General features: G+C 47.4%; 14 protein-coding genes and 1 tRNA gene. All 15 read right to left on the reverse strand.

The features are described from left to right. Positions 1-127 (reverse strand): GTP-binding protein (locus IY568_RS14845; protein WP_228553369.1); only part of this gene is annotated, 127 nt, incomplete at its 3' end. Positions 128-184: 57 nt separating this feature from the next. After that, entirely contained in the window at positions 185-2299 is a 2115-nt protein-coding gene (fusA, locus tag IY568_RS14850; protein ID WP_010387306.1) for an elongation factor G, read from the reverse strand. Positions 2300-2326: 27 nt separating this feature from the next. Next, entirely contained in the window at positions 2327-2797 is a 471-nt protein-coding gene (gene rpsG / locus IY568_RS14855) for a 30S ribosomal protein S7 (protein WP_010387307.1), read from the reverse strand. A 102-nt stretch (positions 2798-2899) separates the two neighbouring features. Next, a complete protein-coding gene (gene rpsL / locus IY568_RS14860; protein WP_010387308.1) occupies positions 2900-3274 on the reverse strand; it encodes a 30S ribosomal protein S12 in 375 nt (124 codons plus the stop codon). A 191-nt stretch (positions 3275-3465) separates the two neighbouring features. Next, entirely contained in the window at positions 3466-7647 is a 4182-nt protein-coding gene (gene rpoC / locus IY568_RS14865) for a DNA-directed RNA polymerase subunit beta' (protein ID WP_194867999.1), read from the reverse strand. A 95-nt stretch (positions 7648-7742) separates the two neighbouring features. Next, a complete protein-coding gene (gene rpoB, locus IY568_RS14870; RefSeq protein ID WP_125563174.1) occupies positions 7743-11768 on the reverse strand; it encodes a DNA-directed RNA polymerase subunit beta in 4026 nt (1341 codons plus the stop codon). Positions 11769-12032: 264 nt separating this feature from the next. Further along, complete coding sequence (gene rplL, locus IY568_RS14875; RefSeq protein WP_023400585.1) at positions 12033-12395, reverse strand: 50S ribosomal protein L7/L12; 363 nt, start codon at positions 12393-12395, stop codon at positions 12033-12035. Between the two features lie 70 nt (positions 12396-12465). Further along, entirely contained in the window at positions 12466-12960 is a 495-nt protein-coding gene (gene rplJ, locus IY568_RS14880) for a 50S ribosomal protein L10 (RefSeq protein WP_010387318.1), read from the reverse strand. Between the two features lie 332 nt (positions 12961-13292). Further along, positions 13293-13997, reverse strand: coding sequence for a 50S ribosomal protein L1 (rplA, locus tag IY568_RS14885; protein ID WP_010387319.1), 705 nt, complete (start codon positions 13995-13997; stop codon positions 13293-13295). Between the two features lie 6 nt (positions 13998-14003). Further along, positions 14004-14432, reverse strand: a complete 429-nt coding sequence (rplK, locus tag IY568_RS14890) for a 50S ribosomal protein L11 (RefSeq protein ID WP_010387320.1) — start codon at positions 14430-14432, stop codon at positions 14004-14006. Between the two features lie 176 nt (positions 14433-14608). Next, a complete protein-coding gene (gene nusG, locus IY568_RS14895) occupies positions 14609-15166 on the reverse strand; it encodes a transcription termination/antitermination protein NusG (RefSeq protein WP_010387321.1) in 558 nt (185 codons plus the stop codon). Positions 15167-15203: 37 nt separating this feature from the next. After that, on the reverse strand, positions 15204-15581 hold the full coding sequence (gene secE, locus IY568_RS14900) for a preprotein translocase subunit SecE (protein ID WP_010387322.1): 378 nt from the start codon (positions 15579-15581) through the stop codon (positions 15204-15206). A gap of 130 nt (positions 15582-15711) precedes the next feature. Beyond that, positions 15712-15788, reverse strand: a tRNA-Trp gene (locus IY568_RS14905). 128 nt (positions 15789-15916) lie between these two features. Beyond that, complete coding sequence (locus tag IY568_RS14910) at positions 15917-16357, reverse strand: hypothetical protein (RefSeq protein WP_125563188.1); 441 nt, start codon at positions 16355-16357, stop codon at positions 15917-15919. Between the two features lie 89 nt (positions 16358-16446). Next, on the reverse strand, positions 16447-17193 hold the full coding sequence (gene deoC / locus IY568_RS14915) for a deoxyribose-phosphate aldolase (protein WP_194868000.1): 747 nt from the start codon (positions 17191-17193) through the stop codon (positions 16447-16449). Between the last annotated feature and the right edge of the window lie 86 nt (positions 17194-17279).

Genomic DNA, 17279 nt, shown 5'->3' on the forward strand with positions numbered 1-17279 from the left:
CACCACCGTATACTTTTGCAAGTACGTTAGTGATTGCTGCAGTTAGGGTAGTTTTACCGTGGTCAACGTGGCCGATAGTACCAACGTTAACGTGCGGTTTCGAACGTTCAAACTTTTCTTTTGCCATTTTAAAAATTCCTATAAAGAAATTAAAGTCCAGCCCTAAGACCGGACCGAACTAAAATTACTTAACAGCGCGAGCTGCAATAATTGCGTCAGCAACGTTTTTCGCCGCTTCTGCGTACTTGGAAAATTCCATTGAGTACGAAGCTCGACCTTGTGTTGCAGAACGAAGATCAGTTGCATAACCAAACATTTCAGACAGTGGGACCTGAGCATTAACTTGCTTCAGACCACCAAATGAGTCGTCCATACCTTCGATTATGCCTCGACGACGGTTCAGGTCGCCAACGACATCACCCATGTTTGCTTCAGGGGTGGTGACTTCTACCTTCATAACGGGTTCAAGAATCACTGGCTGCGCATCAAGCGCGCCCTTCTTAAAGCCCATTGCGCCGGCAATCTTAAACGCCATCTCGTTTGAGTCAACATCATGGAATGAGCCATCAAACAAGGTAGCTTTCACACCCAGCATAGGATAACCAGCAAGAACACCTTGCTTCATCTGTTCCTGGATGCCTTTGTCAACCGCAGGAATGTATTCCTTAGGTACCACACCACCTACGATTTCATTAACGAACTCGTAAATTGGTGCGTCTTCATCAGCAACTTCCATAGGTTCGAGCTTCAACCAAACGTGACCATATTGGCCGCGTCCGCCTGATTGACGTACGAATTTACCTTCGGCTTCAACCGAACCGCGGATCGTTTCACGATAAGCAACTTGAGGCTTACCTACGTTACATTCAACACTGAATTCACGCTTCATACGATCTACGATGATATCCAGGTGGAGTTCACCCATACCTGAAATAATGGTTTGGCCTGATTCTTCGTCGGTTTCAACTCTGAAAGACGGGTCTTCCGCAGCCAGCTTACCTAACGCGATACCCATTTTTTCTTGGTCAGCAACGGTCTTAGGCTCTACTGCAACTGAAATCACTGGCTCTGGAAATTCCATACGCTCTAACGTGATAACAGCATCATGAGCACAAAGCGTGTCACCTGTGGTGACATCCTTCATACCAATTGCAGCGGCAATGTCCCCGGCGCGAACTTCTTTGATCTCTTCGCGCGAGTTAGAGTGCATCTGAACGATACGTCCAAAGCGCTCTTTTTTGCCTTTAACTGGGTTATAAACCGAGTCACCCTGACCTACTGTGCCGGAATAAACTCGGAAGAAGGTAAGCGTACCAACAAAAGGGTCGGTGGCGATTTTAAACGCCAGAGCAGAAAACGGCGCATCATCGTCCGCAGGACGCGTTGCTTCGCTTTCATCGTCCAGGATACCCTGGATCTCTTTAACCTCTGTTGGAGAAGGCATGTATTCAATCACGGCATCAAGCACAGCCTGAACACCTTTGTTCTTGAATGCACTACCACAGCTCATTGGCACAATTTCATTGTTCAATGTACGCTGACGGATCGCGGCCTTAATTTCGGCCTCGCTCAGTTCACCTTCTTCAAGATATTTGTCCATTAGCTCTTCAGACGCTTCTGCGGCAGATTCGAGTAGCTCTGCGCGCCACTCTTCTGCCAGCTCCTGAAGCTCTGCCGGGATCTCTTCATAGTTGAAAGTCATCCCCTGGTCTTCAGCATTCCAGTTGATGGCTTTCATCTTAATGAGATCGATAACACCTTTAAATTCATCTTCAGCACCGATTGGTAACTGAATTGGCACAGGTGCAGCGCCAAGACGCTTTTTCACCTGATCCACAACGGCCAGAAAGTCTGCACCGGTACGGTCCATTTTGTTGACGAAAATCATGCGAGGTACTTCGTACTTATTCGCCTGACGCCAAACGGTTTCCGTTTGTGGTTGTACACCTGATGAAGCACATAATACGACTACAGCGCCATCTAGTACACGTAATGAACGTTCTACTTCGATGGTGAAGTCTACGTGTCCGGGAGTATCGATGATGTTTATACGATGCTCATCAAACTGAGCATCCATCCCTTTCCAGAAACACGTGGTCGCAGCAGAAGTGATGGTAATACCACGCTCCTGCTCCTGCTCCATCCAGTCCATAGTTGCGGCACCATCATGCACCTCACCAATTTTGTGAGACAGGCCCGTGTAATAAAGTACACGTTCCGTAGTGGTGGTTTTCCCCGCATCTACGTGAGCACAAATACCGATATTACGGTAACGCTCAATAGGAGTTGTACGTGCCATATTATCCTCTTAAAGGTCTTGGGCAGATTACCAACGGTAGTGAGCGAATGCTTTGTTCGCTTCAGCCATACGGTGAACGTCTTCACGTTTCTTAACCGCAGTGCCTTTGTTGTCAGCAGCGTCGATCATCTCTTGAGCCAGACGAAGGCCCATTGACTTCTCGCCACGCTTACGTGCAGCTTCAACCAACCAACGCATACCTAGTGCGTTGCGACGAACTGGACGTACTTCAACTGGTACTTGGTACGTAGAACCACCAACACGGCGAGATTTAACCTCAACCTGTGGACGTACGTTTTCAAGTGCAGACTCGAAGATTTCTAGGTGCGACTTGCCTGATTTTTCAGCAGCCACGTCTAGCGCACCATATACGATTTTTTCAGCAGTAGACTTCTTACCGTCAAGCATTACTACGTTAACGAATTTAGCAAGAAGCTCTGATCCGAACTTCGGATCTGGAAGAATTTTACGTTGACCTATTACGCGTCTTCTAGGCATTTTCTTTCTCCGGTATCTTCAGGTTCGTCTTACTACGACGAATTCCCAAAACAAAATATATAAATTAAAACTTAAGTGCTTGGCCTTACTAACGGAGAACCATTAGCCCTTAGGACGTTTTGCACCGTACTTAGAACGACCTTGTTTACGGTCATTTACGCCAGCACAGTCCAGCGCGCCACGTACTGTGTGGAAACGCACACCTGGTAAGTCTTTAACACGACCACCACGGATTAGGATAACACTGTGCTCTTGCAAGTTGTGGCCTTCACCACCAATGTAAGATGTTACTTCGAAGCCGTTCGTTAGACGAACACGCGCTACTTTACGTAGTGCAGAGTTTGGCTTCTTAGGTGTAGTTGTATATACACGAGTACATACACCACGCTTTTGAGGACAAGCTTTAAGAGCAGCTGAGTTGCTCTTAGTAACCTTGCTGCGACGTGGCTTACGTACTAGCTGGTTAATAGTTGCCATTAAATAGCTCCTGAATTAATAAAAATTACTACTGAAAAAATCAAATTTCGCCAATTTAAGCGTTCTGTTATTCGAACGAATAAATGGGTGGCGGAATTTTAATGAGCAAAGTTTAACCTGTCAACCAAAACAACTAAAAAGGCAGCGTTAAAGCTGCCTTTTTATTGCAATTGACGTGTTTTTCGTCAATTTTAGTCTTGGCCACCAAGCAAGTCTGCATTTAGTGCGTCTGTCAGTGCCTGAGATGCTTCTTCAGCACTTACAGTTTGCTCTTCAACTGCAGCTTCATTTTGCTTACGACGGTTGATGCGATCTAAGTGGTAAGAGAAACCGGTACCCGCAGGGATCAGACGACCCACGATAACGTTTTCTTTCAGACCACGAAGCTCATCACTCTTACCATTTACTGCGGCTTCAGTCAGGACACGTGTCGTCTCCTGGAACGAGGCTGCAGAGATGAAAGATTCTGTTGCCAGTGAGGCTTTGGTAATACCCATCAGCTGAATTTCGAACTTCGCTGGGATCTTACCTTGTTTCTCTAGCTCACGGTTTGCGATGTTAACGCGCGCCACTTCGGCTTGTTCGCCTGCCAGGAACTCACTGTCACCACCATCAAGGATGATACATTTACGTAGCATCTGACGAATGATGGTTTCGATGTGCTTGTCGTTAATCTTTACACCCTGTAGACGATATACTTCTTGTACTTCGTTTACGATGTAGTTAGATACGTCAGTTACACCACGCAGACGTAAGATGTCGTGCGGAGATTCAGGACCATCGGCGATAACTTCACCTTTCGATACCTGCTCACCCTCGAACACGTTCAGCTGACGCCATTTCGGGATCATTTCTTCGTATGCATCCCCCTCTTCCGGTGTAATCACCAGGCGCTTCTTACCTTTGGTTTCTTTACCAAAGCTAACGGTACCTGTGATTTCTGCCAGGATTGCTGGATCTTTCGGCTTACGCGCTTCAAACAAGTCAGCAACTCGAGGTAGACCACCCGTGATATCACGAGTCTTCGAACCTTCCTGTGGAATACGTGCCAGAACGTCACCCGGCTGTGCCGTTGCACCATCTGTGATTTCGATGGTAGTGAACGAAGGCAGACGAATTTCCTGCAGACCACGCTCTTCATTTTCAATGATCAGCTTAGGCTCTTTTGCATTCACCTTAGCAAGGTCTTTAACAACCACACGCGTCAGACCAGTTAGCTCGTCTGTTTGTGCTTCCGTGTTAGAATCGTCGATGTCGCTGAACGATACTTTAGACTCGTGCTCGATGATGATTGGGTGACTATGCGGGTCCCAGGTCGCGACAATGTCGTTACCTTTAACTTCTGCACCGTCACTCACTGACAATACGGCACCGTAAGGCACTTTATAGCGCTCTTTCTCACGGCCTTGCTCGTCAATAACCGTAATTTCGGTTGAACGTGAGGTGATCACGATCTTGCCGTCGGTATTGATTACGAACTTCGCATTGTGCAGCTTCATGCTACCGTTGTTCTTAACCTGAACGCTGTTTTCTGCAGACGCTCGAGATGCCGCACCACCGATGTGGAAGGTACGCATCGTAAGCTGTGTACCCGGCTCACCGATTGACTGTGCCGCGATAACACCAACAGACTCACCCGCGTTGATGATGTGGCCACGTGCAAGGTCACGACCATAACACTTAGCACACACACCAAAGTCGTTTTCACAGGTGATAACTGAACGTACTTTTACTTCGTCCACTGAGTGCTCTTCTAACAGGTCACACAGCTTCTCATCAAGCATCACGTTACGTTCAACCAGCACTTCGTCAGTGCCTGGGATAACCACGTCTTCTGCTACAACACGACCCAATACTCGCTCACGCAATGGCTCTACAACGTCACCACCTTCAATCAGCGGCTTCATCACTGTACCTTCAAGGGTACCACAATCTGTTTCGTTGATGACCAAATCTTGTGCAACGTCTACCAGACGACGAGTCAGGTAACCCGAGTTCGCTGTCTTAAGTGCGGTATCCGCAAGACCTTTACGCGCACCGTGCGTCGAGATGAAGTACTGTAGTACGTTAAGACCTTCACGGAAGTTTGCTGTAATAGGTGTTTCGATGATTGAACCATCCGGACGAGCCATCAGACCACGCATACCGGCTAGCTGACGGATCTGAGCAGCACTACCACGTGCGCCCGAGTCGGCCATCATAAACACTGAGTTGAAAGAGTCTTGCTCTTCTTCTTCACCCTGCGCATTCACAACCGTGTCTTTCGACAAGTTCGCCATCATCTCGCGTGATAAGTTTTCATTAACACGTGACCAGATATCGATAACTTTGTTGTATTTCTCACCCGCAGTTACAAGACCAGACTGGAATTGCTGGTTGATTTCTGTAACTTCAGCTTCTGCCGCTTCGATGATGCCTGTTTTAGTTGGTGGGATTTCCATATCGTTGATACCGATAGAAACACCCGACTTCATCGCATAGTGGAAACCGGTGTACATCACTTGGTCCGCGAAGATAACGGTATCTTTCAGACCCAGACGACGATAACACTCGTTCAACAGGCCAGAGATTTGCTTTTTACCTAGCGCACGGTTGATTAGTTCAAACGGCAGGCCAGTCGGCATGATCAAAGACAGGATCGCACGACCTACCGTGGTTTCAACCACTTCAGTCACGTCTTTACGTTCACCTGTTTCGCCATCAATATGTACTTCTGCGATACGTACTTTTACGCGTGCGTGCAGTTCTGCAGCGCCAGTACGGTAAGCTTTTTCAGCTTCTTTCGCATCTTTAAAGGCAATACCTTCACCTTTTGCATTGATACGATCACGCGTCATGTAGTACAGACCCAATACAACGTCCTGTGAAGGTACGATGATTGGCTCACCATTCGCAGGAGACAGAATGTTATTGGTCGACATCATTAACGCACGCGCTTCAAGCTGTGCTTCCAGCGTCAACGGTACGTGTACCGCCATTTGGTCACCATCGAAGTCAGCGTTATACGCCGCACACACTAGTGGGTGCAGGTGGATTGCTTTACCTTCAATTAGTACTGGTTCAAACGCCTGGATACCAAGTCTGTGAAGTGTTGGTGCACGGTTCAGTAGAACCGGGTGTTCACGGATCACTTCGTCAAGTACGTCCCAAACTTCTGGTACTTCGCGCTCTACCATCTTCTTCGCAGCTTTAATGGTAGTCGCCATGCCGCGGCGCTCCAGTTTGCCGTAGATGAATGGCTTGAATAGCTCAAGTGCCATCTTCTTAGGCAGACCACACTGATGTAGTTTCAGTGTAGGACCAACTGTAATTACAGAACGGCCAGAGTAGTCTACACGCTTACCTAGTAGGTTTTGACGGAAACGACCTTGCTTACCTTTGATCATGTCTGCAAGCGACTTCAGAGGACGCTTGTTAGAACCTGTGATCGCACGACCACGACGACCGTTATCTAGTAGTGCATCCACCGCTTCTTGCAACATACGCTTTTCGTTACGTACGATGATATCCGGAGCAGCGAGATCAAGTAGACGCTTAAGACGGTTGTTACGGTTGATAACACGACGGTATAAGTCGTTTAGATCAGACGTCGCAAAACGACCACCATCCAGTGGTACAAGTGGACGTAGATCAGGTGGCAGAACTGGTAATACGCTCATTACCATCCACTCAGGGTTATTACCTGACTGGTGGAACGCTTCCATCAACTTAAGACGCTTAGTAATTTTCTTACGCTTAGTTTCAGAGTTGATGGTTGGCAGCTCTTCACGCATTTCAGCGATTAGCTGACCCAGGTCCAAATCACGTAGCAGATCAAGTACCGCTTCGGCACCCATCTTCGCTTCGAATTCATCACCGTGCTCTTCCAGTGCATCCAGGTACTCTTCTTCACCTAATAGCTGACCACGCTCAAGCGTTGTCATGCCAGGTTCAGTTACTACGAATGATTCGAAGTAAAGTACACGCTCGATATCACGAAGCGTCATGTCCAGCATCAGGCCGATACGAGACGGCAATGATTTAAGGAACCAAATGTGTGCAACTGGGCTAGCCAGCTCAATGTGACCCATGCGGTCACGGCGTACTTTAGTCAGTGTAACTTCAACGCCACACTTCTCACAGATCACACCACGGTGCTTTAAGCGCTTGTACTTACCACACAAACACTCATAATCTTTTACTGGGCCGAAGATACGGGCACAGAATAAGCCGTCACGCTCAGGCTTGAAAGTACGGTAGTTAATTGTCTCAGGTTTCTTTACCTCACCGTAAGACCATGAACGCACCATGTCCGGCGAAGCAAGACCAATACGAATTGCATCGAATTCTTCGGTCTTATTTTGTTGCTTCAGAAACTTAAGTAAGTCTTTCACCTTAGCTCTCCTGTCGGAGTTAATCTTGAGGGCAAGCCTGGGCTCGCCCCTTCATTCTTTTCAGTCCGGTCTGGGCCGCTTGGCGACCCGGCGGATCAACTTTCTTCCAATTCGATGTTGATACCCAGCGAGCGGATCTCTTTCAACAATACGTTGAACGATTCCGGCATGCCCGGTTCCATCTTATGGTTGCCGTCTACGATGTTCTTATACATCTTAGTACGACCGTTTACGTCATCCGACTTAACTGTCAACATTTCCTGTAGCGTGTAGGCAGCACCGTATGCTTCAAGTGCCCATACCTCCATCTCACCGAAACGCTGACCACCGAACTGTGCCTTACCACCCAGCGGTTGCTGAGTAACCAGGCTGTAAGAACCGGTAGAACGTGCGTGCATCTTGTCATCAACAAGGTGGTTCAGTTTCAGCATGTACATGTAGCCAACTGTTACCTGACGCTCAAATGCATCACCAGTACGACCATCATATAGCGTTACCTGACCACTTCTTGGATAACCACCCAGCTCTAGCATGTCTTTGATTTCAGCTTCGCGTGCACCGTCAAATGCTGGCGTTGCGATTGGCAGACCACCTTTCAGGTTATGTGCCAGACGACGGATCTCATCATCAGAGAAGTTAGCAATATCAACTTTCTGACGGCAATCACCGATTTCGTAGGCTTTCTTGATGAAATCGCGCATTTCGTGGAGTTCACGCTGCTCTTTCATCATGTCTTCAATGCGCTCACCAATACCGCGTGCAGCAAGACCCATGTGAGTTTCAAGGATCTGACCGATGTTCATCCGCGATGGTACACCCAGTGGGTTCAGAACGATGTCTACCGTACGACCTTTTTCATCGTAAGGCATGTCTTCAACAGGCACGATAGTAGAGATAACACCCTTGTTACCGTGACGACCCGCCATCTTATCACCCGGTTGGATGCGACGCTTAACTGCCAGGTAAACCTTAACGATCTTAAGCACGCCCGGCGCCAGATCATCACCTTGGGTGATCTTGCGACGTTTGTTTTCAAACTTCTTATCGTATTCCGCTTTCAGCTCGTCATACTGCGCAGCCAATTGCTCTAATTCAGCTTGCTGCTCTTCATCAGCCAGGCTTTGCGTCAGTAGCTTTTCAGCGTTCAGATCTGCGATCTTATCTTCGCTCAGACCAGCACGTACCAGCAGATCACGTGCACGAGTCAGAATACCACCTTCAAGGATACGGAATTCTTCGTTGAAGTCTTTCTTCGCTTCGCGAAGCTGCATGTCTTCAACTTCCAGTGCACGCTTGTCTTTCTCTACACCGTCACGGGTAAAGACCTGAACGTCGATAACCGTACCAGATACAGAGTTAGGTACACGTAGCGAGCTGTCTTTCACGTCAGACGCTTTTTCACCGAAGATAGCACGTAGTAGCTTTTCTTCAGGCGTCAACTGCGTTTCACCTTTCGGCGTTACTTTACCAACCAGGATATCGCCGCCTTTTACTTCAGCACCGATGTATACAACACCTGATTCGTCCAGCTTGCCTAACGCAGACTCACCCACGTTCGGGATATCCGCTGTGATCTCTTCTGGACCAAGCTTAGTATCACGAGCAATACACTGGAGTTCCTGGATGTGGATCGTAGTTAGACGATCTTCCTGAACTACACGCTCTGAAAGTAGGATTGAATCCTCGAAGTTATAACCATTCCACGGCATGAATGCCACGCGCAGGTTTTGACCAAGAGCCAGGTCGCCCAGGTCAGTCGAAGGACCATCCGCCAGAACGTCACCACGTACAACCGGCTCACCAACCATACAAGTTGGTTTTTGGTTGATACAGGTGTTCTGGTTAGAACGGGTGTATTTCGTCAGGTTGTAGATGTCGATACCCGCTTCACCAGGTACGCGCTCTTCTTCGTTCACGTTAACAACGATACGGCTTGCATCTGCATACTTCACCACACCGCCACGCTTAGCAACAATGGTTACACCAGAGTCTTTTGCCAGCGTACGTTCAATACCTGTACCTACCAGCGGCTTGTCTGCGCGCAGTGTTGGTACAGCCTGACGTTGCATGTTCGATCCCATCAATGCACGGTTCGCATCATCGTGTTCAAGGAATGGGATAAGTGCCGCAGCCACAGAGATAACCTGCTGTGGTGATACATCCATATACTGGATGCTGTCGCTTGGCATAAAGGTTGATTCACCTTTATAACGACATGGGATCAGCTCTTCTGCAAACTGGTTTTCTTCAGTCAGGTTAGTGTTCGCCTGTGCGATTACGAACTGACCTTCTTCAATTGCAGACAGGTAATCAACGTCATCCGTTACGACGCCGTCAACCACTTTACGATATGGGGTTTCAAGGAAACCATAATCGTTGGTACGTGCGTACGTAGACAATGAGTTGATCAGACCGATGTTTGGACCTTCAGGAGTTTCGATAGGACAAACACGACCGTAGTGCGTTACGTGAACGTCTCGAACCTCAAAGCCAGCACGCTCACGAGTCAGACCACCCGGACCAAGTGCAGAAATACGACGCTTGTGCGTTACTTCTGACAGCGGGTTGTTCTGGTCCATAAACTGAGACAGCTGTGAAGAACCAAAGAATTCTTTAACGGCAGCAGAAATTGGCTTAGCGTTGATCAGATCCTGAGGCATTACATTGTCCAGATCACCCAAGCTCAGACGCTCACGTACAGCACGCTCAACACGTACTAAACCAACGCGGAACTGGTTTTCTGCCATTTCACCTACAGAACGGATACGACGGTTACCTAAGTGGTCGATATCGTCCACATCGCCTTTACCGTTACGGATGTCGATCAACACCTTCATCACGCTAACAATGTCTTCTTTGCTCAGCGTGCCAGGACCTGTGTCAGTATCATAACCAACACGGCTGTTAAACTTCATACGACCAACCGTTGACAAGTCATAACGCTCGTCAGAGAAGAACAGATTGTCGAATAAGGCTTCTGCTGCTTCTTTTGTTGGTGGCTCACCCGGGCGCATCATGCGGTAGATTTCTACCAGTGCTTCCAGACGGTTTGCCGTGCTGTCGATACGAACAGTTTCTGACATGTAAGCACCGCTGTCTACATCATTGATGTACAGGGTGTCGATTTTTGTGTGACCAGCTTTAACCAGCTCGGCCATCAACTCCAGAGATAGCTCAGCATTTGCTTCAGCAATGATCTCGCCAGTTGATTCATCGATGTAGTTTCTCGCAACCACACGACCAATGATGTACTCATGCGGTACTTCTAACTGGTCAATGCCCTTTTTCTCGATTGTTTTTATATGACGGGCTGTGATACGGCGACCCTGCTCAACCAGGACTTCACCGTCTGCATCTTTGATATCAAAAGCAGCGGTTTCACCACGTAGTCGAGATGGTACCAATTCCATCATCACTTTGCCGTTAGTCACTTCGAACGCAGTCGTTTCGAAGAACATGCCTAGGATTTCTTCTGTTGAGAATTCAAGGGCACGTAGAATGATTGACGCAGGCAGTTTACGACGACGGTCGATACGTACAAACAGGTTATCTTTTACATCGAATTCAAAGTCTAACCACGAACCACGGTAAGGGATCACGCGTGCGTTATATAGTACTTTACCCGACGAGTGTGATTTACCACGGTCGTTATCAAAGAATACACCAGGTGAACGGTGTAGCTGAGAAACGATAACACGTTCAGTACCATTGATAACAAAAGTACCTGTGTCAGTCATGAGCGGGATTTCGCCCATGTAAACTTCTTGCTCTTTAATGTCTTTGACTGTGCCTGGTGCTTCTTTGTCCATTAGCACAAGACGAAGTTTTACGCGAAGTGGAGCAGAAAAAGTCACACCGCGAATTTGACATTCTTTTACATCGAATACTGGCTCTCCAATACGGTAGCTAACGTATTGAAGCTCAGAATTGCCCGAGTAGCTTTTGATCGGGAACACAGAACGGAATGCCGCTTCCAGTCCGGTATCACCATCCGCGTCCGGTGTAATGAACTTTTTGAACGATTCCAACTGCGTTTGCAAAAGGAAAGGTATGTCCAAAACTTGTGGACGTTTACCAAAATCCTTACGGATACGTTTCTTTTCAGAATAAGAGTAAGCCATGGGGTTCCTCAGCTTGCTGATCTTTGACCCAACCTGTTCATGGAGAACAGACTTCATTGGCATCTAAGCCATGATAACAACATCTAATTGTCGTCCTATGAGTCACTCACTTTCAAAATACTTCTAACAGATTGAAAAATAAGAAAAACATAGGAATTTATTGCGCAACAGGAAAGCGTCGCTCTATAGCGCAAAAGGGCCGGTGATTAAATAATCACCAGCCCTTGCCTGATTGCTCAGGCAGCGAACCTAGCAAATGCCAGATTACTTGATCTCAACTTCAGCACCAGCTTCTTCAAGATCTTTCTTAAGTGCTTCAGCTTCTTCTTTAGAAACAGCTTCTTTGATTGGCGCAGGAGCAGACTCAACAAGAGCTTTTGCTTCTTTAAGGCCAAGACCAGTTGCACCACGTACAGCTTTGATAGCAGCAACTTTGTTACCGCCAGCGCCAGCTAGGATTACGTCGAACTCAGTCTTCTCTTCAGCAGCTTCAGCAGGACCAGCAGCAACAACAGCAGCAGCTGCAGTTACACCGAATTTTTCTTCCATTGCTTCAACTAGTTCAACAACTTCCATTACTGACATTTCAGCAATCGCGTCAAGGATTTGGTCTTTAGTTACAGACATTTTAAGTTTCCTAATTAATCACGAACCATGGGGTTCTAAAAATTTATTTTTGAAAGTAAGAAGCGTGCTATTAAGCAGCTGCTTCAGCTTTCTGAACACGTACAGCTTCAATTGTTTTACACAATTTACCAGCTGACGCTTCTTTCATAGCGCTCATTAGGCGTGCAACAGCTTCGTCGTAAGTAGGCAGCTTAGCTAGCATGTCTACGTCTACAACATTGCCTTCAAATGCAGCCGCTTTCAGTTCGAACAACTCGTTCTTCTTCGCGAAATCAGCGAAGATACGAGCTGCAGCACCTGGATGCTCTGAAGAGAAAGCGATTAGGCTTGGGCCCACTAGCGATTCGTTAAGGCACTCATAGTCAGTACCTTCTACAGCGCGCTTAGCTAGGGTATTACGGACAACTTTCATCCATACGCCTGCTTCACGAGCTTCTTTACGAAGTGCAGTGATCGCATCTACTGTTACACCACGAGAATCTGCAACAACTGCAGACAGAGCACCTTTGGCAGCTTCGTTGACTTCAGCAACAATTGCTTTTTTGTCTTGAAGATTTAAAGCCATGGGTGTTACTCCTGGTTATGATGGGAACATGTCCCAGTTCTACTTTACTCATCGTCTTACGACTGTGAGCTGCTTTTTACGGCGAGAACCAGAAGATTAGGAAAATCTAGCTGGGATTCACACCGTCTACGTAGGGAATTAAGTAACTAGGTTACACCTACGGTCTTGGACGGAAACGCAATTTATCGGATCATTGTAGACTATAAAGTCTGCAAAGTGCCGAAATTATGCGCTTCAACCCGAATTCTTTGCTTCGTTTTGAGCTCAGCTCTCAACGAAATGGCGCAAAATTATAGTCTAATTTTTACGCCATGTAAACGCTTATCTCTAAATTAAGCCACTTGCGTGTTTAGAGTAGCTTGGTCTACAGCAACACCCGCGCCCATAGTCGTTGAGATGCTTACTTTCTTCACGTAAGTACCTTTTGCTTGTGAAGGCTTAGCCTTCTTAAGCGCAACGATAAGTGCTTCCAGGTTTTCCTGAAGCTGGTTCGCGTCGAAATCAACCTTACCAATAGTGGTGTGGATGATGCCGTTTTTGTCGTTACGGTAGCGAACCTGACCCGCTTTCGCGTTTTTAACTGCTTCTGCAACGTTAGGTGTTACAGTACCAGTTTTAGGGTTAGGCATAAGGCCACGTGGACCTAGGATTTGACCTAGTTGACCAACAACACGCATTGCATCCGGAGAAGCAACAACTACGTCGAAGTTCATTTCGCCTTTCTTAACCTGTTCAGCAAGGTCTTCCATGCCTACCAGATCAGCGCCAGCTTCTTTTGCTGCGTCAGCGTTTGCACCTTGAGTGAATACCGCTACGCGTACTTCACGACCAGTACCGTGAGGTAGTACAGTTGCACCACGTACGTTTTGGTCAGATTTACGAGCATCGATACCCAGGTTTACAGCAACGTCTACACTTTCAACGAACTTAGCAGTAGCTAGTTCTTTAAGAAGAGCAACAGCTTCGTTGATTTCGTATTCTTTAGTAACATCCACTTTTTCGCGGATAGTACGCATACGCTTAGTTAATTTAGCCATTCTCAATTACCCCTCTACGTTCAAGCCCATTGCACGTGCAGAACCTGCGATCGTGCGTACAGCTGCGTCCATATCAGCAGCAGTAAGATCCGGACGTTTAGTCTCAACGATCTCTTCAAGCTGAGCGCGAGTAACAGTACCCACTTTCTCAGTGTTAGGACGGCCAGAACCAGACTTGATACCAGCTGCTTTCTTAAGAAGGTAAGAAGCAGGTGGAGTTTTCATGTCGAAAGTGAAAGAACGGTCGTTGTAAACAGAAATGATTACAGGAACCGGTGCGCCTTTCTCGATAGATTCTGTACGTGCGTTGAACGCTTTACAGAATTCCATGATGTTTACACCGTGTTGACCTAGTGCAGGACCTACTGGAGGACTAGGATTAGCCATACCAGCAGCAACTTGTAGCTTGATTAAAGCTTCAACTTTTTTAGCCATGATAATACCTCGTTATGTGGGTCTTAGCCTTGTGCGCGCGAGGACGCGTACTCAGACGGCTTCCCAATTAAAAAACTGTCTTTTTGTGCGTCATAGTAATGACATACAAAAAGGCCGCTGATTATAGATTAACCAGCGGCCTTTGGCAATAACTTTTGCTGTTTTAAACAGCAAAATTATTTATCTTGTTCAACCTGTCCAAATTCCAGGTCAACTGGCGTAGAACGACCGAAAATAAGTACTGACACTTTCAGACGGCTCTTCTCGTAATCAACTTCTTCCACAACACCGTTAAAGTCAGCAAATGGACCATCGATAACACGAACCACTTCACCTGGCTCAAACAGAGTTGCTGGCTTAGGTGCTTCTGCATTTTCCTGCAGACGGTTAAGAATGCGATCCGCTTCTTTTTTGCTGATTGGTGCTGGACGATCTGACGTTCCACCAACAAAGCCCATCACGCGTGGTGTGCTGTTAACCAGGTGCCAAGATGCATCATCCATCACCATTTCAACTAACACATAGCCCGGGAAGAATTTACGCTCAGACTTACGTTTTTGTCCGGCACGCATTTCCACAACTTCTTCAGTTGGGACCAGTACTTCACCAAAGTAGTCTTCCAGACCTTCGATTTTAATGTGCTCAAGAATAGTTTGAGCGACGCGCTTTTCAAAACCTGAAAACGCCTGAATTACGTACCAACGTAATTTCTTTTCTTTGTTCTCATCCGACATGGGATCAGATCTCCAATCCAGTTAAAACGCTAACCTGTTACGAGGCCAAACCGGTTAAATAGCCAACTGCACGAAACAGAATGCCATCCAATCCCCACAGGATCAGTGCCATTACTACTGTTGCAGCCATTACGATAAAGGTCGTGTGTGTTGTTTCCTGACGCGTTGGCCAAACTACCTTGCGAACCTCAATTCTAGACTCTTTGGCAAAAGCGATAAAGGTACGCCCTTTTTCGGTTGTTGCTGCAATACCCAATGCTGCACCGACAGCGACCACAACGCCAATTGCGCGAGTCAATACTGAGATATCAGCATACATATAATTACCAACAACTGCGCCAGCCAGTAAAACGACTGCCAACATCCACTTTACCGTGTCCATCGAGCTAGACGGGTTTTCAACATTAGTGCTCATAATTTATTTTTACCTTAAATACAGACACAACAACCCTACATGAGAGCAGGGTTAATCCATTTCAATCCAAATTTACAAATAAGCGGTGGTGATAAGACCCATTATTTTAGATTTGGACTGATTATAAGAGTGGCAGGGGCGGCAGGACTCGAACCCGCAACCATCGGTTTTGGAGACCGCTGTTCTACCAATTGGAACTACGCCCCTGCAAAGTGGATGCCCATTATACTGACGAACAAACTGAAAACAAGAGTAAAAGATGCGCAAAGCGGTATTTGTGCCAATTTCAGCTAGGTGAAACTCATACTGAACCTCACTCAGTGGAAGTTTCTTAGTTAATACAAGCGCAGAGGATCACCATAAAAGAAATCGCACAACAGCCATATCTGTTCAAAAGGATGGCAATCTGGTACCACCAGATGCGCTAGCTCATTTTCAAAATCAGCCCGATGCCACATCGGACTGGCATTGCGGATCAACAGCCAGACGCGCTGAGAGTGGTAACGCTTGCCCGCCTTTTGCTTGAGTAAGCGAGCAAGACCCGTATGCAACCGCTGTGTACTCGGAGCCTGTGCCATCAACGCCAGTTCGCGCTGCATGGTCAGCGACAAAGGGCGGCCAAGCACAGCCATGGCCTCCGTTTCACTGGCATAGAGATGCGCTACTTCAATATCTAAGCGCGACTGCGCCAGGTAACAGCTGACATCAGGTTTGGCCGGTTGGTTATGCCAGATGTGACGCATCGGCGTGTGAGTCAGTCGCTCATAACTGCGCATGAACAATTTGGCAGCGCCATGTTCCAGCTGCAGTTTTTCCCGCTCACTATCACGTATTACTGCCTGATCATGCTTCACACTACTTTCCGCTAGTCTGCACTGCCCAGCTCCCGATGGACATCTTGCAACAAGCTCGACGCACCAAAGCGAAAATGCTCGGTGGTCAGCCAGTCATCACCCATTATCTCTTTTGCAAGGTGTAAGTAATCACTTGCTTGCTCGACGCTTTTAACTCCTCCGGCGGCTTTGAAGCCCACTGCCTTACCCGATACATGGATCCGCTCCAGCATGACTCTGGTTGCTTCCAGTGTGGCGTTCACCGGCACCTTACCAGTACTGGTTTTAATAAAGTCGGCACCAGCCAGAATCGCGACATCGCTGGCCTGCGCGATTTGTTGCGTATTTTCGAGTGCACCAGATTCAATGATCACTTTTAATTTGGCCTGAGCACCACACAGCTGCTTGCTTGAGCGTACATATTGCCATGGCGTATCCGGATCGCCCGCCTGTAACTGCTGATAAGGCATCACCAGATCAATCTCATCGGCTCCGGCCTGCAACGCCTCTTTCGTTTGTGTCAGCACCTGTTGCAATGAATGCTTACCACAGGGAAAGTTGGTCACAGTCGCGACCTTTACCTCAGTCCAGCCTCGGCGGTTTAATTCCTGTTTACACAGCGCGACAAACTGGGGATACACACATACGGCTGCGGGTAGCCCTAATTCAGGACGAATGCTGTCTAACAACGCAATGATGCTGGCCTCGTTATCTTGCTCATTTAACGACGTCAGATCCATTAATCCAAGCACCTCGCGTGCGACGGCTTGCATTTTCATATTGGTTTCCTTTTAACTGCACCCTGCTCTGTGGACAAGCTGCATCATATGAGTCGGACCTCAACGTTAGCTGCTTGCCCTATCGG

Source organism: Pseudoalteromonas sp. PPB1, from assembly GCF_015356275.1.
In the GTDB taxonomy this organism is placed as follows: Bacteria; Pseudomonadota; Gammaproteobacteria; order Enterobacterales; family Alteromonadaceae; genus Pseudoalteromonas; species Pseudoalteromonas rubra_D.